A 25,068-nucleotide genomic window follows, 5' to 3' on the forward strand; every position below is an offset into this window, starting at 1 on the left:
AGATATCGAACCCCAGCCCAGGTGTTTTTAGGAGAATATTCAGGAGCACTAGAAACCGCAGGTGCTGCACTTATTAGTTGAATTCAGGTTTTTAAGACCCCTTCTTTTTAAATCCATGGGAGTCGCATGAATCTCTTACGCCACTCTCTTGTAGCTCGTATTACTGCTTACCTCCTGGCCATCACGGGGATGACCGTTCTCAGCATCGGCGTCACCATGATGGTTGCCCAAAATAGCCAGGGTGATGCAGCGGCGATTAATGTCGCGGGCTCATTACGCTTGAACAGCGCTCAGCTTTCTGAAGCCTTGGGCCCATTGACCCAAACGCAAAACGGGTCTCAACAAAACGTTAACCAACTGACTGATCAGCTTACCGCGAAACTGGAAGGCCCAGCACTCGCCGTTGGGTATCACTACACCCATGATGAGGTGCTTCAAGAGCAGCTTGCTGGGCTAAAAGCGCTGTGGCATAACACCTTAATCCCCCTGCTTGATGATGCTATTCATGGTAGTAGCAATGATGTAGCACAAGCCAGAGTAGCGCTGAATAATCTTATTCATCATATTGACCAGTATGTCTCGACACTTGAAAGCAGCACTAAATCCAAGATGCATTTACTGGGTTCTCTGCAGCTGCTTTTTTTCCTTTTGATTGGTGTGCTGCTTTTCATTGCGCTCTACGATATTCGGCATAATCTGGTGACGCCGCTTCGCCAGCTTAGAGTCCTGAGCCGAGAAGCGGGCCATGGCAACTTCCAGTATCGCTCTAATTTTTCCAGCCACGATGAGCTAGGCCAGCTTGGGCGCGCTTTTGATCAGATGGCAGCGAGGCTGGATACGCGTTACCAGGCGTTGGAAGCGCGTGTATCTCGCAAGCAGGCAGAACTTAAACGCCACAATCGCGCTCTCCAGATCATTCACAATGGAAGCCGTACGCTTTATGGGGGCGGCAATGACCTTTGCGCCAGCACGGCACCTATCTTACGCGAGCTTGAAGACTTACTGGATATCGGCCCGATCGTGCTTTCGCTGCGCAGCGAGCATGACGATACTGATATGGCAATTTTGGCGACCCACTCATCCGAGCGGCCTCTCTATTGTCGAGACTTAAACTGCCTTGCCTGCCTGGAGCCGCAACGAGGCAATGCGATTGCTCGCAATGCCGAAGCGATCGTGCTGCCCGTTGCGGTTGGCGAGGAGATTCTTGGCTCCCTTACCGTGGGCTACTCTGCGCCCATCAACGCATCGAAGCAGCAGCTACTCAATACGCTTACCGACAACCTGGCCACAGCTATCTTTTTACAGAAGCGTATTGAAGAAGAGCAACAGCTTTCTCTTGTCAACGAGCGCACGATTATTGCCCGTGAGCTTCATGACTCACTCGCCCAGTCACTGTCTTATTTAAAGATGCAGGTAACCCGCTTGGAACGCATGCAGGCGAAGCAATTTTCCGCCGAGCAACAACGTGGCGTGACCAGCGATTTACGTGAAGGGCTGAATAGCGCCTATCGCCAGCTCCGTGAGCTATTAAGCACGTTCCGGCTTAGTTTGGATAAGCCAGGCCTTCAGCCCGCACTACAGCAAACCATCAAAGAGTTTAGCCAGCGGCTTGGGTTCCCGGTCGAGCTAACCTACCGCCTGCCGCCTCACTTACTTAGCGCAAGTGAAGAAATACACCTGCTGCAAATCACGCGTGAAGCACTCGCCAATACACATAAGCATGCCAAAGCTCACTGGGCACACGTTAGCTTGGTATTTGATCAGGCAACACTGCACTTGGCGATTGAAGATGACGGTATAGGCCTACAGGATGATCAGTCCCCCCCCATGCACTACGGGCTAGTGATCATGCGTGATCGAGCCAATAACATTAATGCCGACCTCCATTTCAATAATCGACCGGAAGGAGGCACAGGCGTTTATCTGTGCTTTACCCCGTTGACCGAACGTCTTATCAAGGAAGGAAGTACTTGAATATGGCTAGCGAAATTTACGACGAGCCCGCCACACTTATCGTAATTGATGATCATCCATTGCTACGACGAGGCGTACGTCAATTACTGGAAATGGAAGATGATCTGGCATTGGTATTTGAAACAGGAAGCCCCCGTGAAGGCATCCATCAAGCCATTACGCTTGATCCAGACATGGTACTGCTGGATCTCAATATGCCCGAGATGGATGGCCTGGAAACACTTAAACATTTGCGCGAAGAAGGTTATGCAGGCCGCGTCATTATGTATACCGTGTCAGATCAGGAAGACGACGTGGTCGATGCACTGCGTGGCGGGGCCGATGGCTACTTGTTAAAGGACATGGAGCCAGAGGATATGATTCATCAACTGCGCCAGGCTGCCAAAGGCCGCATGGCCATTAGCGAAAATTTAACAGCGCTACTTGCCCAAGCATTGCGCAACCAGCGTTCACTCCCTACGAAACCGTCTATTAATGCGCTTACTCAGCGCGAAAAAGAGATTCTTGCCGAATTAGCCGCAGGCATGTCGAACAAGCTCATTGCCCGCAAGCTTGATATTACCGAAGGCACCGTCAAGGTACATGTTAAGCACCTGCTCAAAAAGCTAAGCCTGCGCTCGCGCGTGGAAGCGGCTGTTTGGGCCGTACAAGAAGGCCTCAATAAGTAGCTGAAAGCCTGCCATGAGTGGATACCCCTTAAAATCCAACTTCCACTTATTGCCATTTATTACACCACCAAACGCATCATTAAAACTTTTAAAAACAATACATTAGATACTCAGCATACATACCTCGTAAGAGGTACTTGAGAGTTCCCATCCATTGACCTGCCTCATTCCCCCTCTGCTTGCTAGCGCGTATCTTTCGTATAAGCAGTGCTATGCGGCACTTTTCTACAAGGGGGTACATGATGGCCAGAAAAAATGCTGACATTGAACGCTGGGATGTCGAAGACTCCGGCTTCTGGGAAAACGAAGGAAAGCACATTGCAAACCGCAATTTATGGATTTCTATTCCGAGCCTTCTGGTAGGCTTTGCGGTATGGATGATGTGGGGCATGATCGCCACCCAGATGCAAAACCTGGGCTTTCCTTTCACCACTGACCAGCTCTTTACCCTTACCGCTACTGCGGGGCTGGCGGGCGCAACATTACGTATTCCTGCGGCATTTATGCTTAGTTTAGCGGGGGGACGTAATACGGTTTTTCTCACCACAGCATTGCTGATCATACCCGCAGCAGGCACTGGGTTCGCGCTTATGAATCCGAACACGCCTTTCTGGATTTTTCAGGCACTGGCCCTGTTATCAGGTATTGGCGGAGGAAACTTTGCCTGTTCCATGAGTAATATTTCGAGCTTCTATCCCAAAAAACAGCAAGGCTACGCACTGGGAATGAACGCAGGGCTTGGCAATTTTGGTGTCACCACCATGCAAATCCTTGTTCCCCTGGTGATGACTGTCGGCCTTTTTGGTGTTCTTGCGGGCGGCCCCATGGAGCTTCAAAACACAAGCGGAACCTTGATTGGCCGGATTGAGGCGGGCACCCTTACCTGGATACAGAATGCGGCGTTTATCTGGGTGCTCTTTCTCATCCCTTTAGCCTTTGCTGGCTGGTTTGGCATGAACAACTTGCGCCCTATTAGCCCCGACCCAGGCACCCCGCTACAGGCATTTGGCAAGATACTGGGGCTTTATGGTGTCGGTATTATTGCGACATTCCTTGGCCTTGTGGCGCTGTCTTGGCTAAATATGTGGCTGACTCTGCCCTGCACCGTCATTGTCACTCTGATCATGCTGCGCCTTATACCTGGCGAACAAATCAAACCTAACATCCAAAAACAGTTTACGATTTTCCGTGATAAACACACGTGGGCAATGACGCTACTTTACATCGTCACCTTTGGCTCATTTATTGGCTTTTCAGCGGCTCTTCCCCTTTCAATCACGATTATATTCGGCAATATGGCCGAAGTAGCGGCCGATGGCAGCATTACTCGAATCGCCAACCCGGATGCGCCCAGCGCGCTTACGTGGTCATGGATAGGCCCTTTTATAGGTGCGCTGGTACGCCCTATCGGTGGCTGGGTAGCTGACAAATTCGGTGGCTCACTGGTCACACAAATCATCACGGTGGTAATGGTCTTTGCATCAGCCGGGGCGGGTTACGTCATGATGCTGGCGTACAACGCCACCGATCCTAACCAATACTTCTGGTTATTCATGCTGCTGTTTATGGTGCTCTTCACCGCCAGCGGCATCGGCAACGGCTCTACATTTCGCAGTATTGGCTTTATTTTTGACGCGCAGAAAAAGGGTCCGGTACTGGGTTGGACAGCGGCTATTGCTGGTTACGGCTCGTTTATTGCCCCCGTTGTGCTGGGGGATCAAATTCGTGCAGGCTCACCTGAAGTAGCCATGTATGGTTTTGCCGTTTTTTACCTGGTTTGCCTGCTGATCAACTGGTGGTTCTACCTGCGCAAAAATGCCTATGTGCGTAATCCATAGTGGTTTGATGCCAATTAAATTGGGGACCTGGATATCAATGCTATCTATCCTATTGACGCGAAAACTCAGGGGGCATCATGGCTACCCATCGTTTTAAGCAGAATGCAGTACTCATTGCCAACACCTTTGCGTTCACCATGTGCTTTATGGTCTGGACCATGTTTGGTGAAATTGGCGTTCCTATTGCCGAGGAATTAGCACTTAACGGAACGCAGTTTGGCATTTTAACGGCTATTCCTATTCTTACCGGTGCTCTCGCCCGCTTGCCCTTGGGCTCCATGACAGACCGTTACGGCGGGCGTCCGGTTTTCTTTATTGTGCTTTTGGTTATTGTGCCCGCTATCTGGCTGGTGCAGTTCGCTACCGCTTATTGGCAGTTATTAATACTAGGCGCTTTTATCGGCCTATCCGGGGGAGCTTTTTCGGTTGGTATCACTTATACGGCAAAGTGGTTTGAAAAAGATCGCCAAGGCTTGGCAATGGGGGTATTTGGGGCGGGCAATGCGGGTGCCGCTGTTACCAAATACATAGCCCCTACCGTTATCGTTATGCTTGGCTGGCAAGCGGTACCCAATCTGTATGCGATTATCATGCTCACAACTGCCGCTTTCTTTTGGTTCTTCTCGTTTACTGACCCGAGCCATCGCAATACACAACGTAGCTCCTTGCGTGAGCAGCTCAACGTTATCAACGACCCAAAAGTCTGGAAGTATTGTCAATACTACTCGGTGGTGTTCGGCGGCTATGTCGGCGTCTCGCTATGGCTTACCCGTTACTACATGAATGAATATGGCTTTGGCATTCAATTAGCTGCCGTGATTGCCACTATTTTCGTCTTGCCTTCCGGCATTATTCGCGCATTCGGCGGTTGGTTATCGGATCGTTTCGGCGCCCACACCGTGACCTGGACATGCTTATGGGCGAGTCTAATTGCGCTCTTTATCATGTCCTATCCAGAGACTTACTATAGCGTTCAAGGCGCTGCCAATGGGGCTCGCGTGGAGTTTGGATTTGGCATACCCGTGTGGCTTTTCACTACCGCGCTATTTGTAGTGGGCATTGCGTGGGGAATTGGTAAAGCTTCTGTCTTTAAGTATCTTGCCAATGACTACCAGGAAAACCTTGGTTTGGTATCCGGCATTGTCGGCCTTGCAGGCGGCCTGGGAGGTTTTCTACTACCTATCATGTTTGGCGCCCTCGTCGACCTGACAGGCATCGCCACCACCGTATGGATGCTGTGCTTCGCGGTAACACTTATTTCGATTATCTGGATGTGGTGGACAGAAAGACGCGTCAAAACGTTTACAAAAGAGACGGAAGATTAAGCAAATCATACTTCCTCTCTTCTGAAAGCCGTTGTTTACCGTTTGAAGTAGTGGCCTTTAGTAATTTGCCATGATGGAGTGTTGTCTACCACAGTGATCAGCGAGATTATATGCTGCTTATCTGCCGGTTCTTGGCGTGGTTTCAGCCACTCACTGCATCGCCAACCTGGTCCTTGGCTTGGGTCAGGTTGTTTTTGATTATCTTGATGGCACTTCCAACACTTAAAAGGAGTATACCATGGCGCGTTTTGACAACAGAATTGGTCTTATTACTGGGTCTGCCAGCGGCATCGGCAAGGAAATTGCCATTCGTTTTGCTGCCGAGGGTGGTACTCCTATCATCGCTGACCTCAACCTAGATGCCGCCAAGGCCACTGCCGAAGAGATCAAGGCCTCGGGCGCCGATGCGTTTGCGGTGGCAATGAACGTCACCGACGAAGAGCAAGTCGAAAAGGCGGTGAATGAGGTCATTGCCAAGTACGGCAAGATTGACATCCTGGTCAGTAACGCAGGTATCCAGACCGTGCATCCGCTGGTCGACTTTCCGTTTGAAGACTGGAAAAAGCTGCTGTCCATCCATCTTGACGGCGCATTCCTTACTACGCGAGCCTGCTTAAAGCACATGTACGCCGCCAATTATGGCCGTGTAATTTATATGGGCTCGGTCCACTCTAAAGAGGCCTCTAAGCTCAAGGCGCCCTATGTCACCGCCAAGCATGGCCTGATCGGCCTCAGCAAGGTGCTGGCCAAGGAAGGAGCAGAGTACAACGTGACGTCCAACGTGGTATGTCCAGGTTTTGTGCGCACGCCGTTGGTAGACAAACAGATCCCTGAGCAAGCAAAAGAGCTGGGTATCACTGAAGAAGAAGTGATCAAAAACGTCATGCTTAAAGACACCGTGGATGGGCAATTCACTACCACTGACGATGTGACCGATGCCGTACTATTCTTTGCGGGCGCCGAGAGCAATGTGATGACCGGTCAGTCGTTGGTAGTAAGCCACGGCTGGTTTATGCAGTAACCCGCTAGCCTGCTGATGTCGGGGCCCGCATGATTGATTACACCTTCCAAAATAATTCGGGCCTATCAGCCTGACACTGCTTCATTGCGCCCACCGGAGGCTGATGGTGCATTGATGTGGTTGTACAGCCAGTTACAACGTGACAGATCATGTTGCGTCTCTCGGTAGCACCCACCGGGCAATCGTGGGACAAGAAACACGATAACGCAGCGCCAATTCACTATCGCTAACCGAGGCGGGTGCCAGCTGGATCTCGCGGCGGATGCGTGGGGTAGTGGTCGCTGTCTTGTGTAATTTGATATCCATTTCACTGCTCCTGAATAAAGTAAGCAATGAGATCACGTGCTGCCAACAGATATGACTTAACCTATCATCCGGCCTCTTACACCAAGTGTCCAATACCTTACTTAGTGGTATCGCCAGGTTATCAAAGCAAAAGTAAGTTCGTGTACCTCAGCCATGTAGTGGCAAAGCTGGAGATTCAACGGGCTCCATGAAACCGGAACGCCAAAGGGAAAGTAATCTCATGCAACTTAGGAAGGCGTCTTCGGTAGTAGTTAGGAACAGGCAGTTACGAGTCCCTTCAGTTCTACGCGTGGAGAACGCGAGAGACCAAGGGGAGTGCGTGAAGGCTACGACATGTCAATGGAAGCGCCTTAGTCATATCCAGGGCGCACCCGAAAGCCAGTTTACTGAGTCGGCCAGCACGGCAGATCAGATCAGTAATGACGACTTGCACGAGCTGGCCAACAAAGTGCGAAGCGAGGCGCTTATCGGTTCTTCATGCCCTTGCCACTGGCACCGAAGACACCCAAAACGCCATCACCAATCTCTTTGCCAATTTTATCTAGATTATCAAGGAAAGATCGCTTAGTGCCTATTTCGGAGTCGCAAGCGGCGCAAACAACTTGCTCATCATCGTTATCAGGGATGCTGAGTTCGGTATTGCCGCAGTCTGGGCATTGTGCCGTGATTGTGTCAGCCATTTTTTTAGCTCCTGGTGTGTGGAAACTTCAGGATAGCTAAGACGCGCTAACTGCGATAGTGAGACCCAGCGCCCCGGTCGAGGCCGAGAATGCCGACCATTTCCCTGCATTCGCCCCTCACCCGAGGGGCTTTTTTCCAGAATTAGCCGTGTATCAGGCGAGCGCCAGGTGGCACCTGATATCGCAACTTGTGGCAATCGCCAGGAGGCGGCTGGTGGCCAGGTGGCCTATCTGTGTACCAGATTCGGCATTCACCGGGAGGCGGAAGATGCCCATTCGGGACGCCCGAACCCCGCTCGTAGTCACGATGCCCGCCGTACCCATAGCCGTCGCTGTATACCGCGCAACCAGACAGCGCTGCAGCGATAACTGCCGCAGCAGTTAATTGCAATTTTCTCATCTGTATCTCCTACCTCGCGATAGCGCGAGATTACCAGAGATGCCCGCCAAACACTTAGAGGAATCTCGATATGGCCACATTATTGCCAATTACGAAACCCCATTGCCGTTAAAACCGGCGAATACCAAGACCGATAATCAGGCCAGACAAAAGCGCGCTGGCAAAACGTCGGCACGCTGATGAAAAGCGACGACGGCAATGAGTTCATCATTCTGCATCGCTGGTTTAATCCGGCAGGATTGTGCCTAATCCGGATAACCGCGATAGGGTAATCATGTCGTGCTTCAAGCCCAATAAACAGCATGGCAACGGCCATCCGCCAGCAAACAACGGAGGCTAACAACAGCCCCCGCATAACCAGCGTCCATCACAAAATAACCATCAGCCATACGGCGCCCTCAATCCTGCGCAGTATGACGACTTCGACGACGAAATCCCTTTTAACTGACGCCTGATCGGGGCGCTCAAATACCGAAAACGTAGAGCCTAGCGCCTCGCATTGCGGGGCTTTTTAGACTTCGCCATTACTGCCTTGCGCAGAGCGCGCCATATTCTGCGATACAGCGCGGTACGGGCGGCAGCATTGCGCTTTTCAATATCCCGCATTTTCGGGTCAGGGTTGTGGAAAGCCATGTGATTCCCCTTTTTTTATTAACGAAGGCTACCACTGTGATGACGTACGTCGCCAGTGGGCTTCTTTTTGTCTGGAGGAAATTATGCAGGCACCAATTCTCATTAACGAGCCGCTGTTAACGCCGGATATGAAGCGCACCTGGAGTGGAGCTACTCAGCTTTTCCGTAAAGACTACAAAGACCAGCAATTCACCAGTGAAGAAAACGCTGATGTTGTTCTGCGTCCGCCTGAACATCATTTATTTGCCGAGCTGATTGGCGGGCAATGGTGCTGGGTAAACGGCTGCGCTGAATGTAATGGTAAACCACGCGATTGGATGACCTATATCGAGTGCGATAAGCACGACGTTTGTCGCCTCAAAGCCAGTTACCAGAATCCCCATGGGGCGGCAAACACGACCGGCAATGCAAGCCTTGCGCCGAGATTGAGCACGAGGCAGAAAAGACGGAATCGCTTGCAGCGATGCCGAAAGAGCAAGACGAGATTGATTACCGCCTTGAGGATAATCCGCGCTGCCCCTATTGCGATTTACAGTTTGAAGCAGAAAGCGAAGAAATTGACGGCATGGTCAATAGAGAGCAAGAGCGTGAATGCGAGCGATGCGATAACACGTTCACGATTGAAGCAGAGATCAGCGTTACCTATTCAACCGCGAGGATAAAAGGCTAATGAAAACACAGCTATGGACAATAGCCCGCAATCCCACTGGCGAATGGCTCACTGCTGGGTCAGCTAACTTGCCAACGTTATGAGCAGACGGGGGAAGGCGCTGCCCAGCCAGCGCAGGCCGTATCACGCGAAAGCGAGGGCTTTATAACGAGCAGCGCAAGGTAAGACATCCTTAAGGTAGCGACAGCATGATAGAGGTTTCTTAGAAATAGTCGAGGCAAGTTATGGGTTATCTAGACTACAGCAAACTGATGCTCGCCAAGATGGCTAAAGCCGAAGCGCGGGAAACCTGGGAGCGGCATATTGAAAGCCCTGACCAAGCGCTGCCTACTGGCCGGACGAGCCGCGACCGTTACATCGTTACCGGAGATAAACTTGGACCAAGCACTTGAAAAAGCCCAGAGGCCATTAACGAGCAGTTAGCATCCCGACATGAGGACTGAAGCGAATAAAGCGGCATTAATTGCCGAAAATGGGACATTAGCGGAGCGTATTGCTGCACTCGAAGCAGATAATGCGGAGCTGCGTCGGCAGCTTGTTTCGATGAGGGCCGCGTAATGGCTATGGATCAACAATATACCGACGCACTAAAAGAGCTAGAGCAGGTTAAGGTCGAGCGTGACGAACTGGCGGCGCATGCAGAAACGGTAGTGGATACCATAGGCTTTCCGGCTCGCCACGATATTCGCCGCCAGACCTGCGTGATAGTAACGAATATTCAAAATTGCTGGCGTTTTGCAAAGTATCTGCATGCTATTGAAAACAAGTTCTTCATGGTCCCGGGAGAGCCAGACGAAGATTACCCAGATGATGAATGCTTGGTTAATTCCTGGGGCTCAACTGAAGAGCAGTATATTGATCAGTTCGCTAAAGCAATCGCGATAAAGCAGACTGAGGCAATCGAACAATGGGCTGAATGCTTGGAAAATATTGTCAGCCACATCGAAGCCCGGCACTCGAAAGACCCCAATTACCCTGATGTTAGTAAGGTATGCGCGAATTTGCAGTAGATATGCGTGACGCCTCAGCCAAGCTACGCGGCCAATCCAATGAGAGTACGTGATGCGACGCTACCTTAATCAAAGCTTATCAGCTGACAAGCTGGCCATGGGAGTCGAAACATACCGGAAACAGCTGATAGACGTTGCAACCGATTCTGGTTCGGAGTGGATGGATACTCGCTGTCGCCGTTACTCACTGCGCGACTCAGCCGCCAGGTCGAGGGCAATCAATGATCCACCACCCCAAAGGCAGCATGTGCAAGGCCTGCCGCCACGCTATCAAAGACTGCAGCCACCTCCCCTTTCCAACCATGCCCACCTTAAGCAAGTGCAAGCATAAGGTAATCGTGCGATGCACGGAGTTTGAGCATGCTAACCGATCTTCCCAACGTCAAGCGGATCGCTGCCCTACTGAGACGACAGCGATTAATACCTGATACGCCTTATTGGCGAGTATCAACCCAACTCTTTAAAAACTATCGCCGCCAATGAGCGGTTTTTTTATGCCTGGAGATAACCATGGGCGAAATGCTAATGAGCCGCGATGAGGCTGCTACAGAACTGGCTTGTCATCCTGCCACTGTGTCGCGCTGGGTAAAGGATGGCACGCTGCCAGGCCTCAAAATCGGCGGCAAAACCTACGTCAATAAGCAAGCCTTGCAAGCCATGATTGCCGGAGTTGCATCGGTAAGCGACACTACCGATGCACCCGGCGCGAAAACGGGAGGAAAGCCATGCCGTATAAGCGCCCAGACTCGCCTTATTGGTGGGTCTACCTATCCCCGCCGGGAGGCGGCGAGCCAATTAGACGCTCTACTCGGACGACCGACAAGCAAGCTGCAGAGGCGCTAGAAGGAAAGTGGAAAGCGCAGCTTTATCGCCAATCCTATTGGGATGAGGCGCCGGAACGCAGCTTTGCTGAGGTTGCTACAGAGTATCTATTGGCCAGCCAGGATAAACGTTCGCTGTCCGACATCATGATGCGCACCGGCAAGCTGTACGACTTCTTTGGTGCCGATAAGGTGATGGGGACTTTGGAAGGTGCAGATATACGTGCCTTTATTGCCTACCGGCAGAGCGAAGGTGTCGGGCCCGCAACGATCAATCGAGAGCTGGCCATACTGGCGGCCATGATTACCCATGCGGTGACGCATATGGAATGGTCGCTACCCAACCCTGTGAAGGGCCGGATGCTTAAAGAACCGCCTGGGCGCGTGCGCTGGACCACCCGCAAGGAAGCCGACACGCTCATCGAGAAGGCTAAAGCGACTCGCGAGGGTGACCGCTTAGCCGACTTTATCGAGTTGGCATTGCATACAGGCGCACGCAAAGGCGAGCTGCTAAAGCTGGAATGGCGGCGAGTGAACTGGGAGCATACGCTGATAACGTTGGAGCCCGAAGACAGCAAAGCAGGTAAGCGTCGTACGATACCGCTGAACGAGCCAGCAGTGGCTGCGCTTAAGCGTCGGCATCGATACGACCAGACCTATTGCCCTTCTTCTCCTTGGGTGTTCTCTAAGCGTGATGGTAGCCGTTATGTTTACCCGAACCCAATATTTAAAAAGGTATGTGCTTTAGCGGGTATCAAAGCCTTCACCATCCATGACTTGCGGCACACATGCGCAAGCTGGCTGGTGTCGGAAGGCGTACCGCTGGCAGATGTAAAAGAGGTTCTTGGTCACTCCACCATAAACATGACAGAGCGCTATGCGCACTTAGCACCACATCGAGCAAGGGATGCCGTCGCCAAGCTGCAATCACGTTCTCATCACGTAAAAGAACCGGCGGAGAATATAGAAGCGTTGCTGGGCAGAAAAAAGAAAGCCTAGAAACGAAAAAAGCCCCGTAAAAACGGGGCTTTAGAATCGAGGTGGCGGAGGGACAGGGATTCGAACCCTGGATAGGCTATTAACCTATGCCGGTTTTCAAGACCGGTGCATTCAACCGCTCTGCCATCCCTCCGGCTTATGGGTGCGTATAATAGCAGTATTCCCTTGGAAGTCAACACCTTCTAGCCCAATTAATACAATCGCAGGCCTACACGGGTAATCGTGCCTTTTTCCATTTCGCTGACGACCCAGTGAATACCATGCCAATCCACATCATCACCCACGACAGGATGCCCACCCACGCGCAGTGCGACGAACTCGGCGAGGGTCATACTATGCTCCCCCGGGCTTAGCGTTAAGCCATACGCTTGAGCAACGTCCTGCATAAGTGCATCGCCCTCTAATGTGAAGGTACCGAAGAATGCACGCTCATGTTTGAGGCCAGCATCGCCATTGAATAAGCGATTTAGCGCAGAAAGATCTTCTGTGCGCCCTATCACACAGATGACATCGTCTAATTTCAGCCGGGTGCTGCCCTTGGGATGCAGCATGGTGTGATTACGAAACAGCGCTGAAATCAACGCACCCGATGGGAAGCGCAGCAGCCGGATGGGCACATCTTCAAGGTCCCGGTTTTCGACAACGTAAACAAACATCTCAAAATCGTTATCTGGCAAGATCCCCAGCGGCCCACGACGGTTAGGCGTTGTGCCTACTGGCACCTCCACTTTTAATAACCGGGCTGCCAACGTGAGCGAGCCGCCTTGTATCAATAGAGACAACAACACAACCGCAAAGGCGACGTTAAAGTAAAGTGATGCATTTTCTACCCCACCAATGACGGGGAAAATGGCCAGCACGATGGGCACTGCCCCCCTTAAACCTACCCACGCGATAAAAAAGGTTTCACGCCAGCGAAATTTAAAAAATGGCTTAATGGTAATTAAGACCGCCAAAGGGCGCGCAATGAAGATAAGTGCCAGCGCAACCAGGCTTGCGGGCAATGCAACGTCCCACAGCTGGCTGGGTGTTACCAGAAGCCCGAGCACCAGGAAAAGGCCAATCTGGCTTAACCACGCCAGGCCATCGTGTACGGGAAGAATAAAGTTAAGGTGTCGGCCAGGCTGATTGCCGATCATCAGGCCTGCCAGGTAAATCGCAAGAAAACCACTGCCTCCCAGTACGCTGGTAAGCCCGAAAACACTAAAGCCCAGCGCCAATGCCAGCATGGCATAAAGGCCAGGCGCTAAATCCAGCCAGCGGAGCAGCTTGGCGCTTAGCCAGCCACCACCAATGCCGACAATCAAGCCAATACCAAATTGAGAAACAAAGAAGGTCAGGGTTTCAAATGCCCCGCCCATATCACCGACCAAAAGCTCTACCAGCATTAAGGTCAGAAAAATCGCCATCGGATCGTTGGTACCCGATTCGATCTCAAGCGTTGCCCCTACCCGCTCGTTGAGGTTCACGCCACGACCGCTAAGCATTGAGAAAACGGCGGCAGCATCGGTGGAACCCACAATAGCGCCCACCAATAACCCTTGCACCAGCGTTAAATCAAACACCCACATAGCGATCATGCCCACGACCGCACTGGTGATAAAAACCCCGAAAGTCGCCAGCGAAAGTGCCGGCTTAAAACCTACCCGGAACGTTTTAAGGCGCGTACGTAAACCGCCATCAAGCAGAATCATGGCAAGCGCGAGGTGGCCAATTGTGAACGCCATTGAGTAGTCGTCAAAGGCAACGCCAAGAACGCCTTCCTCCCCTGCCAGCATACCTAGCCCCAGGAAGATGAGCAGAAGTGGCACACCAACCATTGACGAGAGTCGGCTCGCCAAAATACTCAGTGCCATTAGAGAACCACCAATTAAAAAGAAGGTGTAAATTCCGTCCATGTCTCTCCGTCTCTACATCAATGCCACACTATTATTGCATGCTACCGGTAAATTTACTGTGCGAACTCAGCAGACCAACACGTTCAAGGCTAGTCACGCACCGTTTGTCAGGGATAAACTCCGCCATCTCGATATCAGGAGTTATGATTATGTCATGCTGCCTTTCTGGTTATAGGCACTTACGCTTTTTGATGGTGATTTTTTGTTTATTTTTCGCATATTCATTAGCTTATGCAGAACAAGACACGCCGAAGGAGGATCAGACACCGCTTTCTCTTGAAAGTGACATTATGATTCCTGACATGCTGTGGCTATCCGTTGACAGTGATGCTGTTGATGAAGTGCCCACTACGGCACTAACACCTCCGGCTCCGCTTGAGCCGCCGCCATTGAAAAGCGTGCGTTTAATGCTGGACTGGTATCTTAGTCCTCAGCATGCGGCCTTGGTCGTTGCGCAAACGAGAGACCTGTTTAGCGCACAGGGGTTGGAAGTGGAGCTTCAAACACCGGCGGACCCTGCGATCGCCATAAAGCTGCTGACAGCGGGAGAAGTGGATTTAGCGTTAACGCGCCAGCCATTGCTGCATCTACTTGCCCACGAAGATGCTCCCATCACGCGCATTGCGACACTGATTGAAACGCCGCTTAACGCTGTCATTGTCACTGGCGACGCTCAACCGGAAAATGCGACGCACTTGGCCGGACTTCATTATGGATACAACACTCGAGAAGGTGCCAACTTGCTGGTTCCCAAGCTCGTGCCGCGCTCCGTACGCCAAACCGATACATTTTTAGCGCCTCAAAGCGTTCATTTTAATGTGGTCAATGCGTTTACTGAAGAGAGCGTGGATGCCATTGCTGACGGCTTTTATCATTTTCTGCCCGAGCAATTAGCCTCAAACGGCATTGCCACGCACACCGTGCGCTATAGCGAGCTGGGCATTCCTCGTCATGATGGGCTAATTGTAGTGGCCAATAGCAACTCATTAGCCAAAAAAGCCGATACGTGGTCGCGTTTTTTGGTGGCGTTAGAAGAAGCCAGCAACTGGATGGTGGAAAATCCGGAGTCCGCCTGGGAAACGCTGATTGGTGCTCACCCCATTCTTGATAACGCAACCAATGCCAACGCTTGGCCGGATATTCTGCGCCGGATCGCATTAAGCCCTGCTACCTTGAACGCACGCCGTTATGCAACGTTTGAAACGTATCTTTTACAGCAAGGGGTAATAGACGCTGAACTGCCCACATCACGTTTGGCCATTGACCCTTACACTCTTTAATCCGGGAGCGCTTATTGTTCAGGAGAAACTCGTAGCGGGGGCTTATCATTAAGACCTGTTAAGTGCAGGCACTGTTTTCAAGCAGCCTAGCGCTCATGGTGTTCCAAAAAGGCCTCAACGGCTTGCTGAAACGCCTCAGGCTGCTCTGCGTGAAGCCAGTGACCTGCGTTTTTAAGCGTTACAACGCGCGCCTGGGGCATCATCTCACGCAAGGCAGGCAGCATATCGTCCGTCACATAGTGCGACTGGGCGCCGCGAAGCACGAGCGTCGGACCTTCATAAGGAGCTTCCCCCGCAGGCAAGTCAATAATATCCTCATACCCTCGCTGGATCTCATCCAGCCCTATGCGTAGTCCCAACTCACCCTCTTCAGTACGCGCTAAATTGGTCGCCAGAAATAGCCGTGTAGATCGCGAATCAACGTGTTCAGCCAGCAGCTCATCGGCTTCACGACGATTTTTTGGCCGGCCTTCTCTAACACGCTTAAGGGCCGCAAAAATATCATCATGGCCATGCTGATAAACGACCGGGGCGATATCGCCTATTGTCAACGTCACTACGCGCTGGGGCGCCAGCCTTGCAAGGCTGATAGCAACTTTACCGCCCATGGAGTGGCCAAGCACATGCGCCTGAGTAATAGAGAGACTATCGAGCAGTGCAATGACGTCCTGGGCCATCGTGGCATAGCGCATATCATCGCTATGCGGTGAACGACCATGGTTACGTAAATCCATGGCAATGACGCGGCGCGAACGCTGCCAGACTTTCAAATGGGAGCGCCAGTTGTCGGCACTACCCATTAAGCCATGAATCACCACAAGCGGTGTCGCATCGGGAGCTCCTTCACTCTCCATTTCCAGATAGTGAAGGTCCACCGTGGCAGCATCAGTCATGTAAACTCCCTAAGCGTTGATTAATCAGGTGATTGTCAACAAGGCCGTCATTGTTAAGCAACAACGATTAGCCGTACATTATTAAACCGTACGCGGAGATAGGTCGGTATGCCCCGTCCAAACCACCAAGCGGCGCGTCAACCAGGCAAGCAGCAAGCCGTACAAGGGTAAAAAGAACAGCAGGCTGATGGCGAGCTTTATGGCATAGTCCACCGCAGCAATTTCTAGCCAGTTTGCGGCCATAAAGGCGTCCGGGCTGTTATAGAATGCGGTGGAAAAGAACGCGTAAGTGTCAGCAAAATTACCCAGCACCGTCGAGCATACCGGCGCTACCCACCAGGCCAATTGACGCAAGCGATCAAATACCTGCACGTCCAGTAACTGCCCTATGACATACGCAAGAAAGCTTGCCAGCGCAATGCGCGCCACAAACACATTCCACTCGCCGAGTGCTTCAAACCCGGCAAAACTGCCCCGCGGAAATATGACCGACACAACATACGATACGACCAGAGCGGGCAACATCACGCGCAAGATAATGGCGCGTGCAGCATTTTTGCCGAAAAGGCGGACCGTTAAGTCAGTGGCTAGAAAGATAAACGGAAAACTAAACGCTCCCCAAGTGGTATGGAACCCAAAGAGCGTAAACGGCAGCTGAACAAGGTAGTTACTGGCAGCAATAATGCCGATATGGAAGGCGACCATTACCACGAGGCAACGGCGGTACTGCGTATCACTTAGTGCAAACATGCAAAATGACCTTTTTTTACAAGCCAAGAGGGGTTAGGGAACCCTCATAAGAAAGCGCATAGCGCTGCTGGCCGCGCATTATACGCGTTCTTAACTGCATTAAAAGTCGCCACCCTGCCTGTCAGCACTTAATTGACTCAATCACTCGGCGTTGCTTTATCGGCATCGCCGATAGCGCGTTCACACATGGCGATACGCACATCCTCCAGGCTTGCAGGGTCATCAATGGTGGAGGGGATCCCAAACGCCTTCCCATCTGCAATCGTGCGCAATAGCTTTCGCAATATTTTTCCAGAGCGGGTTTTCGGCAAACAGTTGACCACCAGCACCTGCTTAAAACATGCGATAGGACCAATATACTCACGGACACGCGCGATCAGCTCATTTTCAAGCGCTATTTCATCGCCGTTAAATCCATCCTTGGGAATCACCAAGCCAAGGGGGATTTGTCCTTTCAGCATATCGTGGATGCCAATCACCGCACATTCAGCCACCGCAGGGTGCGCGCCCACCACCTCCTCCATTTCTCCGGTGGAGAGCCGATGCCCTGCCACATTGATCACGTCATCGGTGCGCCCCATAATGAACAGATAACCCTCTTCATCGAAGTAGCCGCCGTCGCCGGTTAAGTAGTAACCCGGAAACGCCGCCATATAAGCGCTATGAAAACGCTGGGGGTCGTGCCAAATGCCCACCAGGCACCCAGGCGGCATCGGTTGCTTGATAACCACACTCCCCTGCTCCATGGGTGCTGCGGGTTCGCCGTCGCGGCCTAACACCTGTACATTAAATCCAGGCACCGGCAAGGTCGCCGACCCCGCTTTAATAGGCATGGTTGCCAGGCCTGGTTGGTTAGCAGCAATCGGCCAGCCTGTCTCGGTTTGCCACCAGTGATCAATCACCGGCACATCCAGCAAATCATCCAGCCAATGAAATGTAGGCGGGTCAAGTCGTTCGCCCGCTACAAACACGTGCTTCAAGCTACTGATATCGTACCGGGAAAACAGCGCGGCATCCGGATCCGCTTTTTTAATTGCCCGAAAAGCCGTAGGCGCGGTAAAGAAGCTTTTGACGTTGTATTCCTCAATAATGCGCCAGAAGCTACCCGCATCGGGTGTATTGACCGGTTTGCCTTCATAAACAACGCTGGTACAGCCTCGCAGTAGCGGGGCGTAAACAATATAGGAGTGGCCTACCACCCACCCCACATCTGAGGCAGTAAAAAATACGTCGCCTGGCTCCAGGGCGTAAATTGCCTCCATCGAGTACTCAAGCGCCACCGCATAACCGCCAGTATCTCGTACCACACCTTTGGGTTTTCCCGTCGTGCCTGAGGTGTACAAGATATACAGGGGATCGGTCCCTTTTACGGGAACACATTCGGCAAAGGCGGCGCTGGTCACTAAATCCTTCCAGTTATAATCACGTTCGCCCAAGGTAGCCGGTGCTATGTCACGCTGATAAATCACACAGGCATTCGGCTGGTGAGTACTTAATGCCAGCGCCTGGTCAATGATTGGCTTATAGGGAATGACCTTATCCACCTCAACACCACAGGAGGCAGCAACCACCACGCTGGGTTCAGCATCCTCGATTCTTGCCGCAAGCTCGTGAGGCGCAAAGCCGCCAAAAACGACGGAATGGACGGCCCCAAGCCGCGCACAGGCATACATCGCGACCAAGGCTTCAGGAATCATGGGCATATAAATCACCACGCGATCCCCTTTTTTTACGCCAAGTTCGGAAAGCGCACCGGCAAAGTAGGCTACCTGATCACGCAGTTGCCGGTAGGTTAACGTTGCCTTGGCATGCGTTACAGGTGAATCCCAGTAAATAGCAGGCTGTTCCGCTCGGCCCTGCTCAACATGGTGGTCGAGCGCGGCATAGCAGATGTTGATCTCACCATCGCTAAACCAGCGAGCATGCTGCTGGCCATCATAGGTAAGAATCCGTGTAGGTGGCGTAAACCAGGGCAGGCGTTTGGCCTGCTCAGCCCAGAAGTGTTCGGGCTGACTGTTCGCTTGCAGGTAGGATTCTTGGTAGCGGCTCATAATGACCCTGCCTTTATTGTATTATCGAAGTAGCATTGAATAGCTTCTACTCTATAAAGTAATTGCCGTACTCACCCTCATACTATCGGCTAAAGACGGACAATGGGCCAGGGAAGACGTTAAAGAGCCAGCGTTATCATTGATTAACCGTTAAATGAAGATTTGGACAAAACTCACTAAATTACCGATTATTAAATTAATCATCGTTGCACTGCGGCGATGGCATAACAATTGATAAAAATGCATGTATAAACACTAAAAATAACCGCTTCCCGTCCAGTGTAGGCAAGGAGATTATGATGTCTGCGTCCTCAAGCGCCGCTGCATGTCTGCTCGAAAATAACTGCCAAAACCTTGTATCCGCTACGAATTTATTAAAAGCCTTGGCGAATGAAAAACGCCTACAAATACTCTGTTTACTGGCCGAGGAGGAGCTTTCGGTCACGCAGATTAATCAGCAGCTTTCACTGAGCCAGTCGGCGCTTTCGCAGCATCTGGCTATTTTACGCAGGGATGAGCTGGTCAATACACGACGTGAGTCACAAACCATTTATTACTCCTTGCGTAGCGACAGCGCCAAGGCAATTTTAGACACCCTGGCGCAGCACTATACAACGTAAAAAGCGCACTGTTTTTTTAGGGACTACCGACGCTGCCAGCCGGAGGCCTCCAGCATGCTGAGAGCTTTTAGCGCGGCGTTTTCTACACCCGCCGAGACCGCCAAGCCTATTTTGCGGCTGATAGTTTTCGGCGCTTCAAGGCGCACATGGTATACATTGGCGTCGGCCATTCGTTCAACCAGATACGCCTCACTGGTGCCCAGACTATCGATCAACTGATTGGCAACGGCTTCGCTGCCGTACCAAATTTCCCCTGTTGCCAGAGTATCGATATCCATTTCAGGGCGGTGGCTACTCACGTAGTCCTTAAACAGGCGATGAGTATTTTCCAGGTTTTCTACAAATTTTTCACGGCCTTCCTGGGTATTCTCGCCAATCACCGTTAGCGTGCGCTTGTACTTACCCGCCGTAAGTAGCTCAACGTCAATATCATGACGTTTAAGAAGGCGGTGAATGTTCGGCACCTGAGCGACCACACCAATTGAGCCTATTACCGCAAACGGCGCAGCTTTAATATGCTGAGCCGTACAGGCCATCATATATCCGCCGCTGGCCGCCACCTTATCGATACACACGGTGGTGGTAAGACCTGCGCTTTGCAGCCTATCCAGTTGTGCGGCAGCCAATCCATAGGCATGCACAAGCCCCCCAGCAGACTCCAAACGTACCACTACTTCGTCATTGGGCTCAGCGACATCAATAATGGCCGATACTTCCTGAGCGAAAAGCTCCGTTTGAGAAGCCTTGATATCACCGTGAAAATCCAGCACCCATACTCTATTCTTTGATGGAGTAGCCTCTTTGCTTTTCGCTGTTTTTTGACGACTCTTGTCTTCCTGGCGAAATCCCTTAAGCATCTTTTTACGCGCGCCCTGCTCAGTGGCAGCCATGCGAAGACGGCGATTACGCGACTGACGCTGCTCATTGAGTGGCTCAATATGCAACCGAAGATCACTTTCTTGAGTTGCTTTGCTGCGCAAGATCAGCAAGGCGACGCCTCCCAGCAACCCAACAACCATCGTCGCTTGCACCAGAAAGGTGCCCATTCCTGCTATCCATTCACTCACGTATACGCTCCTGCCAAGGTTTAGCACTATCGTTCAATATCCGTTCGCACGGCTTGAACTAAACGATTGTTTAAAATACTCTCATTCACATTCATCGGGTCATTGATGATCCATTTATATATTTTACCGCCTTTGGAGAGATAGTTATGTCAAACAGCACGCTTGATAAGTTGAAAGCACGCTTTAATCCGGATGCGGCTGAGGGTATGGACGAAGTATTTCAATTTCACTTTGAAGATGCGGGTGACCACTACCTTGTTATCAAGGATCGCGCTCTGGATGTTCAGGAAGGCGAACATGATGACCCTTCGGTCAGCTTGAGCATGGGCACAGATACCCTCAAGGGTATTATGACCGGTGATATCAATGGCATGACCGCCTTTATGACTGGCAAGTTAAAAGCAACCGGCAACGTAATGCTGGCCACCAAACTCACCAGCCTGTTTCCCAATTAAACGCTCGCCGTGAACTTTTTAAACAAGGGTGTTAGTGGCTTACTCACGCCATTTAGCCAAATGCGTTTCAATCAGTTCACGTGAAATGGAGTACGGCGGCGGCAACGAAGGTAGTTGCCGCGGCGAAAACCAGGCCGCATCACTAATCTCTACCCCATCGATATTAATACGCCGCGTGGTCGCTTCAGCAAAAAAACCAAACATCAGTGAATGGGGGAATGGCCATGCCTGACTTTGGTGGTAGCGTAGCTTATCAACATGTACACCCACTTCCTCAAACACTTCACGATGGACAGCCTCTTCGGCTGACTCACCCGGTTCAATAAAGCCTGCCAGGGTCGAGTAACGTCCTGGCGGGAAACGTGGGCTTCGTGCTAACAGCATCGCTTCACCACTGGTGACTAGAGTGATAATACACGGTGAAATGCGTGGGTAGTTGCGATGCCCACACGCATTACAGTGCATGGCGAATTCAGCTTCAAGCCTCGTGGCCGCAGCGCCACAACGTCCGCAAAAACGGTGATTTTCAAGCCATGCGCCAACCTGAAGCGCGGTAGAAATCAAGCTAAACCACCCGCTGGGCAGGTCTGCCATCCATTGGCGCCCATCAATCCAGTCATCACCTGGCTCTTTATCAACCCATAGCGCTACTGGCTCGTCATTCCAGTAACACAACGGCTGCATTTGTTCAGTCCAAGGCTGATAAGGCTGAAGCGGCGTCAGCTCCTGGTCGCCCGATAGAGGGGCTGGCGCCAGTTGGCTGCGCGATAGACGAACAACGCGCCCTTCACGTACATGGTGGGGAATCTCACGCCTAAGCATTATGATCACGTTCCTCAAACCAATTCAGCTTATGTGCCTGGCATTTTGCCTGATGAGCGGCGTGCTCTTGTGCGCTTGGGCGGATGACACGCAACTGACCGGGTGTAAGCGTTAGCCGCTGAACCGATAGGCCTTCATTTGACGTATCGGCCTGCTGCTCTTCTGAAGACGTGGCAGCATCCAGCGTCAATGCCGTTTGCCCTCCCGTCATGGCCAGGTAAACGTCGGCCAGAATCTCGGAGTCGAGCAACGCCCCGTGGAGCACACGGTGGCCGTTATCAATGTCATAACGCTTACACAGGGCATCTAGGCTATTACGCTGACCTGGATGCAGCTCCCGGGCCATTGTGAGCGTATCCAGAACGCGGCAGTGCTCACGCACCGGACCTAATGGCGCTCCACTGCGCTGCTTATTTAACCGGCCAAACTCATGATCCATAAAGCCCACATCGAAGGGGGCATTATGAATAACCAGCTCTGCGCCTTCGATAAAAGCCCAGAATTCGTCCGCTATTTGAGCAAACACTGGCTCGTTTGCGACCTTTTCATCATCAATACCGTGAATTGCCACGACTTCTGCGTCGATATGCCGCTCAGGGTTGATGTATTGATGATAGGTACGCCCAGTAAAACGGCGATTCACCATTTCAACGGCGCCAATCTCTACAATGCGATGGCCATCCTTGGGGTCGATACCGGTCGTTTCGGTATCCATGATAATTTGGCGCATCACGCTCTCCTCTGCTGGTGCTCATCAATGGCTTCATTGGCGAGCGCATCAGCGCGCTCATTACCTGGGTGCCCGCTATGCCCTTTTACCCAGTGCCACTCTACCTTGTGTCGATGGGTCTCTTCGTGCAGCGCTTTCCACAGCTCGGCGTTCTTGACTGGCTGCTTGGCGGCGGTTTTCCAGCCGCGTTTAACCCAGTTGTGAATCCACTGAGTAATGCCTTGACGAACATACTGAGAGTCGGTCCATAGCGCGATTTCACACGGCTTATTGAGCGTGCGCAGTGCCATAATGGCGGCCATTAATTCCATCCGGTTATTAGTGGTGTCAGCTTCATAACCTTTTAAGGTCTTTTCATGCTCGCCGCTAGACAGCACCACCCCCCAACCGCCAGGGCCAGGATTTCCCCGACATGCACCATCGGTATATACCGTGACCTGCGGTAGCTGCTCGGCCGCTTGATTACTCAATCTTTCCATCCTTTATTAACAGGTATTGGCGCTACGTATCCTGATGAGACTGGTTATGCGCCGGTTTACCTCTGCGTGTAGCACCGAGCGATGAAGATGAAACAGGGCGTTGTAGCGCAAACTTAATGCGTTTGACGTAAGCCGACTGCTGGCGGCGGTGTGCCTGGATCATGTAACTTTCCCCCCAAGGCAAATTATGCCGACGCCCCAGCGCCTCTCGCCCTTCAGGGCAAGACGCATTCAGCAAGCCTCTAAAACAGCAATAGTCTACGCGTTCGACCTCAAAATCGACAAATGCTAGCCAGTCACGCAGTCGCCCAAGCTTGTGCCACTGCCCGTTCCAAGGGAATTCGGGCCGGCGTTTACGCCACTGATGTGCCAGGCCTTTAACGCTCAGAGGATTAAAACCAAAGAGCATCAGCATTCCGTTGTCCGCCGTCACTCGTGCCGCTTCTTGTAGGGTGTGGTGAGGGTTTTCCAATTGCTCTAGCCAGTGGTGGATGATGACCACATCCATACAACGATCAGGCAACGCCAAACGGTCAGGTGGGCAAACCAGCGTTGATGGGCTGGTGGCGAATTCAAGCGTTGGAACCCAGCGGACCGCGTGCGGTATCGACGACATGGTCATCAAAGAAGGCCCCATGCTTATCTCCAGGCTATGCCTACCCGCCCGGCTTTCAACCACGGGCCCCAGGCAAGCACGTTGCACGTCCCAAAGTGATTGACCAGCATCCGTTTTCCAGTAGGCCTGGCTATTTACCAAGCGGCTGGTCATCGCCTTATCGGCCGTTGTCGAATTTGACATGGACAGCGCTTCCCTCCAAAGTAACGGCTTTTTAACGCTTTCTATGTGTCTTTTCAACGTACTTATCAGCGTAATGACAGCAGGTTTGCAACCCTTAAAAGGATCTCGCCCATGATGAGCGTGACACCGATTCCCGCCCTTAGCGACAACTATATTTGGCTATTGAGACAAGATACCAGTCAAAGCGTTTGCGTGGTGGACCCCGGTGAGGCCGAGCCTGTCATCAAGCTGTTAGAGCGTGAGTCGCTGACGCTGGACACCATTCTGATTACGCATCATCACCATGATCATACGGGAGGCTTGGCAACGCTCATCAAGCGCTACTCTCCCCATGTCATTGGTCCAGCGAATCCAGATATTCAGGGTATTAATCAGCATGTCGGTGACGGCGACACCGTGCGTGTGATGGGACGCCAATTTGATGTCATGGCAACCCCCGGGCACACGCTTGATCACATTAGCTTTTATACGCCGGGTATTCCGGCACTACTGTTTTGTGGAGATACGCTGTTTTGTGCAGGCTGTGGCCGTTTATTTGAAGGCACACCCGAACAAATGCACACGTCATTGAACAAACTCGCGGAACTACCTGCCGATACACTGGTCTTTGCTGCTCATGAATACACACAGGCGAATCTTGTATTTGCCCACGCAGCTGACCCAGAGAATGACGATGTGACTTATGCCTTAAGTGAGTGTGAAAAGGCTCGGGCATTAAATCGCCCCACCTTACCCAGCACAATAGGACGCGAGCTGAAAATTAATCCCTACCTGCGCGTCAGTACCCAAAGCGTACGCCAAGCGGCAGGAGAACAGGGAGCTAATGACAACGACCTCGCGACGTTCGCCACTCTACGTGAGTGGAAGAACCGATTTTAA

24 protein-coding genes, 1 tRNA gene and 1 pseudogene are annotated in these 25,068 nt (G+C 51.9%); 14 read left to right on the plus strand and 12 right to left on the minus strand.

Translation table 11 applies throughout. The annotated features are described in order from the left end of the window. The first annotated feature begins 126 nt into the window (after positions 1-126). From ACT3TC_RS12230 to ACT3TC_RS12250, 5 genes are all read left to right on the plus strand, one after another. The gene (locus ACT3TC_RS12230; RefSeq protein ID WP_444640225.1) at positions 127-1,974 is read left to right on the plus strand and encodes a histidine kinase; all 1,848 of its coding nucleotides are present in this window, start codon (positions 127-129) and stop codon (positions 1,972-1,974) included. Between the two features lie 2 nt (positions 1,975-1,976). Beyond that, the gene (narL, locus tag ACT3TC_RS12235; RefSeq protein ID WP_444640226.1) at positions 1,977-2,642 is read left to right on the plus strand and encodes a two-component system response regulator NarL; all 666 of its coding nucleotides are present in this window, start codon (positions 1,977-1,979) and stop codon (positions 2,640-2,642) included. A 242-nt stretch (positions 2,643-2,884) separates the two neighbouring features. Further along, positions 2,885-4,480, plus strand: a complete 1,596-nt coding sequence (locus tag ACT3TC_RS12240; RefSeq protein ID WP_444640263.1) for an antiporter — start codon at positions 2,885-2,887, stop codon at positions 4,478-4,480. A gap of 77 nt (positions 4,481-4,557) precedes the next feature. After that, positions 4,558-5,805, plus strand: a complete 1,248-nt coding sequence (locus ACT3TC_RS12245; protein WP_444640227.1) for an MFS transporter — start codon at positions 4,558-4,560, stop codon at positions 5,803-5,805. Between the two features lie 238 nt (positions 5,806-6,043). Continuing rightward, positions 6,044-6,826: a 3-hydroxybutyrate dehydrogenase gene (locus ACT3TC_RS12250; RefSeq protein WP_444640228.1), complete on the plus strand. Its 783-nt coding sequence runs from the start codon at positions 6,044-6,046 to the stop codon at positions 6,824-6,826. Between the two features lie 140 nt (positions 6,827-6,966). Here ACT3TC_RS12250 and ACT3TC_RS12255 read toward each other — a convergent pair. Both ACT3TC_RS12255 and ACT3TC_RS12260 read right to left on the minus strand, forming a co-directional pair. Continuing rightward, positions 6,967-7,132, minus strand: a pseudogene (locus tag ACT3TC_RS12255) (IS481 family transposase); the annotation flags it as partial. 464 nt (positions 7,133-7,596) lie between these two features. Further along, entirely contained in the window at positions 7,597-7,812 is a 216-nt protein-coding gene (locus ACT3TC_RS12260) for a hypothetical protein (protein ID WP_444640229.1), read from the minus strand. Positions 7,813-8,928: 1,116 nt separating this feature from the next. Here ACT3TC_RS12260 and ACT3TC_RS12265 point away from each other — a divergent pair. The 5 genes from ACT3TC_RS12265 to ACT3TC_RS12285 all read left to right on the plus strand — a co-directional run bounded on the left by ACT3TC_RS12265 (position 8,929) and on the right by ACT3TC_RS12285 (position 12,345). Beyond that, positions 8,929-9,507 carry a hypothetical protein gene (locus ACT3TC_RS12265; RefSeq protein ID WP_444640230.1) on the plus strand — a complete coding sequence of 193 codons (579 nt, stop codon included), beginning with the start codon at positions 8,929-8,931 and terminating at the stop codon, positions 9,505-9,507. Positions 9,508-9,739: 232 nt separating this feature from the next. Further along, a complete protein-coding gene (locus ACT3TC_RS12270) occupies positions 9,740-9,907 on the plus strand; it encodes a hypothetical protein (RefSeq protein ID WP_444640231.1) in 168 nt (55 codons plus the stop codon). A gap of 165 nt (positions 9,908-10,072) precedes the next feature. After that, positions 10,073-10,525: a hypothetical protein gene (locus tag ACT3TC_RS12275; protein WP_444640232.1), complete on the plus strand. Its 453-nt coding sequence runs from the start codon at positions 10,073-10,075 to the stop codon at positions 10,523-10,525. 525 nt (positions 10,526-11,050) lie between these two features. After that, the gene (locus ACT3TC_RS12280; protein ID WP_444640264.1) at positions 11,051-11,368 is read left to right on the plus strand and encodes a helix-turn-helix domain-containing protein; all 318 of its coding nucleotides are present in this window, start codon (positions 11,051-11,053) and stop codon (positions 11,366-11,368) included. Next, positions 11,251-12,345, plus strand: coding sequence for a tyrosine-type recombinase/integrase (locus ACT3TC_RS12285; protein ID WP_444640233.1), 1,095 nt, complete (start codon positions 11,251-11,253; stop codon positions 12,343-12,345). Before ACT3TC_RS12280 ends, ACT3TC_RS12285 begins: the two co-directional genes overlap by 118 nt. A 42-nt stretch (positions 12,346-12,387) precedes the next feature. Here ACT3TC_RS12285 and ACT3TC_RS12290 read toward each other — a convergent pair. After that, positions 12,388-12,478: transfer RNA gene (locus ACT3TC_RS12290), tRNA-Ser, on the minus strand. Between the two features lie 58 nt (positions 12,479-12,536). Next, positions 12,537-14,243, minus strand: a complete 1,707-nt coding sequence (locus ACT3TC_RS12295; protein WP_444640234.1) for a potassium/proton antiporter — start codon at positions 14,241-14,243, stop codon at positions 12,537-12,539. A 290-nt stretch (positions 14,244-14,533) separates the two neighbouring features. Between ACT3TC_RS12295 and ACT3TC_RS12300 the strand changes: the two genes are divergently transcribed. Further along, positions 14,534-15,523, plus strand: coding sequence for an ABC transporter substrate-binding protein (locus ACT3TC_RS12300; RefSeq protein WP_444640235.1), 990 nt, complete (start codon positions 14,534-14,536; stop codon positions 15,521-15,523). Positions 15,524-15,609: 86 nt separating this feature from the next. Here ACT3TC_RS12300 and ACT3TC_RS12305 read toward each other — a convergent pair whose 3' ends face one another. The 3 genes from ACT3TC_RS12305 to ACT3TC_RS12315 form a co-directional block, all read right to left on the minus strand. Continuing rightward, positions 15,610-16,416, minus strand: a complete 807-nt coding sequence (locus ACT3TC_RS12305; RefSeq protein ID WP_444640236.1) for an alpha/beta fold hydrolase — start codon at positions 16,414-16,416, stop codon at positions 15,610-15,612. 81 nt (positions 16,417-16,497) lie between these two features. Further along, positions 16,498-17,166: a 7-cyano-7-deazaguanine/7-aminomethyl-7-deazaguanine transporter gene (locus tag ACT3TC_RS12310; RefSeq protein WP_444640237.1), complete on the minus strand. Its 669-nt coding sequence runs from the start codon at positions 17,164-17,166 to the stop codon at positions 16,498-16,500. Between the two features lie 137 nt (positions 17,167-17,303). Further along, positions 17,304-19,217: a propionyl-CoA synthetase gene (locus ACT3TC_RS12315; RefSeq protein ID WP_444640238.1), complete on the minus strand. Its 1,914-nt coding sequence runs from the start codon at positions 19,215-19,217 to the stop codon at positions 17,304-17,306. 299 nt (positions 19,218-19,516) lie between these two features. Here ACT3TC_RS12315 and ACT3TC_RS12320 point away from each other — a divergent pair, with 299 nt between their 5' ends. Beyond that, a complete protein-coding gene (locus ACT3TC_RS12320; protein ID WP_087111368.1) occupies positions 19,517-19,837 on the plus strand; it encodes an ArsR/SmtB family transcription factor in 321 nt (106 codons plus the stop codon). A gap of 23 nt (positions 19,838-19,860) precedes the next feature. Here the strand turns inward: ACT3TC_RS12320 and sohB are convergent, their stop codons facing one another. After that, positions 19,861-20,904, minus strand: coding sequence for a protease SohB (gene sohB, locus ACT3TC_RS12325; protein WP_444640239.1), 1,044 nt, complete (start codon positions 20,902-20,904; stop codon positions 19,861-19,863). 146 nt (positions 20,905-21,050) lie between these two features. Between sohB and ACT3TC_RS12330 the strand changes: the two genes are divergently transcribed. After that, on the plus strand, positions 21,051-21,359 hold the full coding sequence (locus tag ACT3TC_RS12330) for an SCP2 sterol-binding domain-containing protein (RefSeq protein ID WP_172118767.1): 309 nt from the start codon (positions 21,051-21,053) through the stop codon (positions 21,357-21,359). A 39-nt stretch (positions 21,360-21,398) separates the two neighbouring features. Here ACT3TC_RS12330 and nudC read toward each other — a convergent pair whose 3' ends face one another. Genes nudC through ACT3TC_RS12350 form a run of 4 tightly spaced genes read right to left on the minus strand, consistent with a single transcriptional unit; the run spans position 21,399 to position 24,189 of the window. Continuing rightward, the gene (gene nudC, locus ACT3TC_RS12335; RefSeq protein ID WP_172118768.1) at positions 21,399-22,181 is read right to left on the minus strand and encodes an NAD(+) diphosphatase; all 783 of its coding nucleotides are present in this window, start codon (positions 22,179-22,181) and stop codon (positions 21,399-21,401) included. After that, positions 22,174-22,911, minus strand: a complete 738-nt coding sequence (gene dnaQ / locus ACT3TC_RS12340; RefSeq protein ID WP_441679369.1) for a DNA polymerase III subunit epsilon — start codon at positions 22,909-22,911, stop codon at positions 22,174-22,176. Before dnaQ ends, nudC begins: the two co-directional genes overlap by 8 nt. Beyond that, complete coding sequence (gene rnhA, locus ACT3TC_RS12345) at positions 22,911-23,390, minus strand: ribonuclease HI (protein WP_406565437.1); 480 nt, start codon at positions 23,388-23,390, stop codon at positions 22,911-22,913. Before rnhA ends, dnaQ begins: the two co-directional genes overlap by 1 nt. A gap of 22 nt (positions 23,391-23,412) precedes the next feature. Beyond that, positions 23,413-24,189, minus strand: a complete 777-nt coding sequence (locus tag ACT3TC_RS12350) for a class I SAM-dependent methyltransferase (RefSeq protein WP_444640240.1) — start codon at positions 24,187-24,189, stop codon at positions 23,413-23,415. Between the two features lie 111 nt (positions 24,190-24,300). On the opposite strand from ACT3TC_RS12350, the gene gloB reads away from it, so the two are divergent. Next, complete coding sequence (gene gloB, locus ACT3TC_RS12355) at positions 24,301-25,068, plus strand: hydroxyacylglutathione hydrolase (RefSeq protein WP_444640241.1); 768 nt, start codon at positions 24,301-24,303, stop codon at positions 25,066-25,068.

This window comes from Halomonas sp. AOP27-A1-41 (assembly GCF_052378605.1).
GTDB lineage: Bacteria > Pseudomonadota > Gammaproteobacteria > Pseudomonadales > Halomonadaceae > Vreelandella > Vreelandella citrativorans.

Excerpts from the sequence above, each read along its gene's own strand:
- ACT3TC_RS12240 (WP_444640263.1), top strand. The coding sequence starts at position 2,885 with ATGGCCAGAAAAAATGCTGACATTGAACGCTGGGATGTCGAAGACTCC.
- dnaQ (WP_441679369.1), bottom strand. The coding sequence starts at position 22,911 with ATGCGCCAAATTATCATGGATACCGAAACGACCGGTATCGACCCCAAG.
- ACT3TC_RS12245 (WP_444640227.1), top strand. The coding sequence starts at position 4,558 with ATGGCTACCCATCGTTTTAAGCAGAATGCAGTACTCATTGCCAACACC.
- ACT3TC_RS12300 (WP_444640235.1), top strand. The coding sequence starts at position 14,534 with ATGATTCCTGACATGCTGTGGCTATCCGTTGACAGTGATGCTGTTGAT.
- ACT3TC_RS12285 (WP_444640233.1), top strand. The coding sequence starts at position 11,251 with ATGCCGTATAAGCGCCCAGACTCGCCTTATTGGTGGGTCTACCTATCC.
- ACT3TC_RS12310 (WP_444640237.1), bottom strand. The coding sequence starts at position 17,166 with ATGTTTGCACTAAGTGATACGCAGTACCGCCGTTGCCTCGTGGTAATG.
- ACT3TC_RS12295 (WP_444640234.1), bottom strand. The coding sequence starts at position 14,243 with ATGGACGGAATTTACACCTTCTTTTTAATTGGTGGTTCTCTAATGGCA.
- ACT3TC_RS12305 (WP_444640236.1), bottom strand. The coding sequence starts at position 16,416 with ATGACTGATGCTGCCACGGTGGACCTTCACTATCTGGAAATGGAGAGT.
- ACT3TC_RS12270 (WP_444640231.1), top strand. The coding sequence starts at position 9,740 with ATGGGTTATCTAGACTACAGCAAACTGATGCTCGCCAAGATGGCTAAA.
- gloB (WP_444640241.1), top strand. The coding sequence starts at position 24,301 with ATGATGAGCGTGACACCGATTCCCGCCCTTAGCGACAACTATATTTGG.
- ACT3TC_RS12260 (WP_444640229.1), bottom strand. The coding sequence starts at position 7,812 with ATGGCTGACACAATCACGGCACAATGCCCAGACTGCGGCAATACCGAA.
- ACT3TC_RS12250 (WP_444640228.1), top strand. The coding sequence starts at position 6,044 with ATGGCGCGTTTTGACAACAGAATTGGTCTTATTACTGGGTCTGCCAGC.
- narL (WP_444640226.1), top strand. The coding sequence starts at position 1,977 with ATGGCTAGCGAAATTTACGACGAGCCCGCCACACTTATCGTAATTGAT.
- ACT3TC_RS12320 (WP_087111368.1), top strand. The coding sequence starts at position 19,517 with ATGTCTGCGTCCTCAAGCGCCGCTGCATGTCTGCTCGAAAATAACTGC.
- ACT3TC_RS12230 (WP_444640225.1), top strand. The coding sequence starts at position 127 with ATGAATCTCTTACGCCACTCTCTTGTAGCTCGTATTACTGCTTACCTC.
- ACT3TC_RS12265 (WP_444640230.1), top strand. The coding sequence starts at position 8,929 with ATGCAGGCACCAATTCTCATTAACGAGCCGCTGTTAACGCCGGATATG.
- ACT3TC_RS12350 (WP_444640240.1), bottom strand. The coding sequence starts at position 24,189 with ATGTCAAATTCGACAACGGCCGATAAGGCGATGACCAGCCGCTTGGTA.
- rnhA (WP_406565437.1), bottom strand. The coding sequence starts at position 23,390 with ATGGAAAGATTGAGTAATCAAGCGGCCGAGCAGCTACCGCAGGTCACG.
- nudC (WP_172118768.1), bottom strand. The coding sequence starts at position 22,181 with ATGCTTAGGCGTGAGATTCCCCACCATGTACGTGAAGGGCGCGTTGTT.
- ACT3TC_RS12315 (WP_444640238.1), bottom strand. The coding sequence starts at position 19,217 with ATGAGCCGCTACCAAGAATCCTACCTGCAAGCGAACAGTCAGCCCGAA.
- ACT3TC_RS12280 (WP_444640264.1), top strand. The coding sequence starts at position 11,051 with ATGAGCCGCGATGAGGCTGCTACAGAACTGGCTTGTCATCCTGCCACT.
- ACT3TC_RS12330 (WP_172118767.1), top strand. The coding sequence starts at position 21,051 with ATGTCAAACAGCACGCTTGATAAGTTGAAAGCACGCTTTAATCCGGAT.
- ACT3TC_RS12275 (WP_444640232.1), top strand. The coding sequence starts at position 10,073 with ATGGCTATGGATCAACAATATACCGACGCACTAAAAGAGCTAGAGCAG.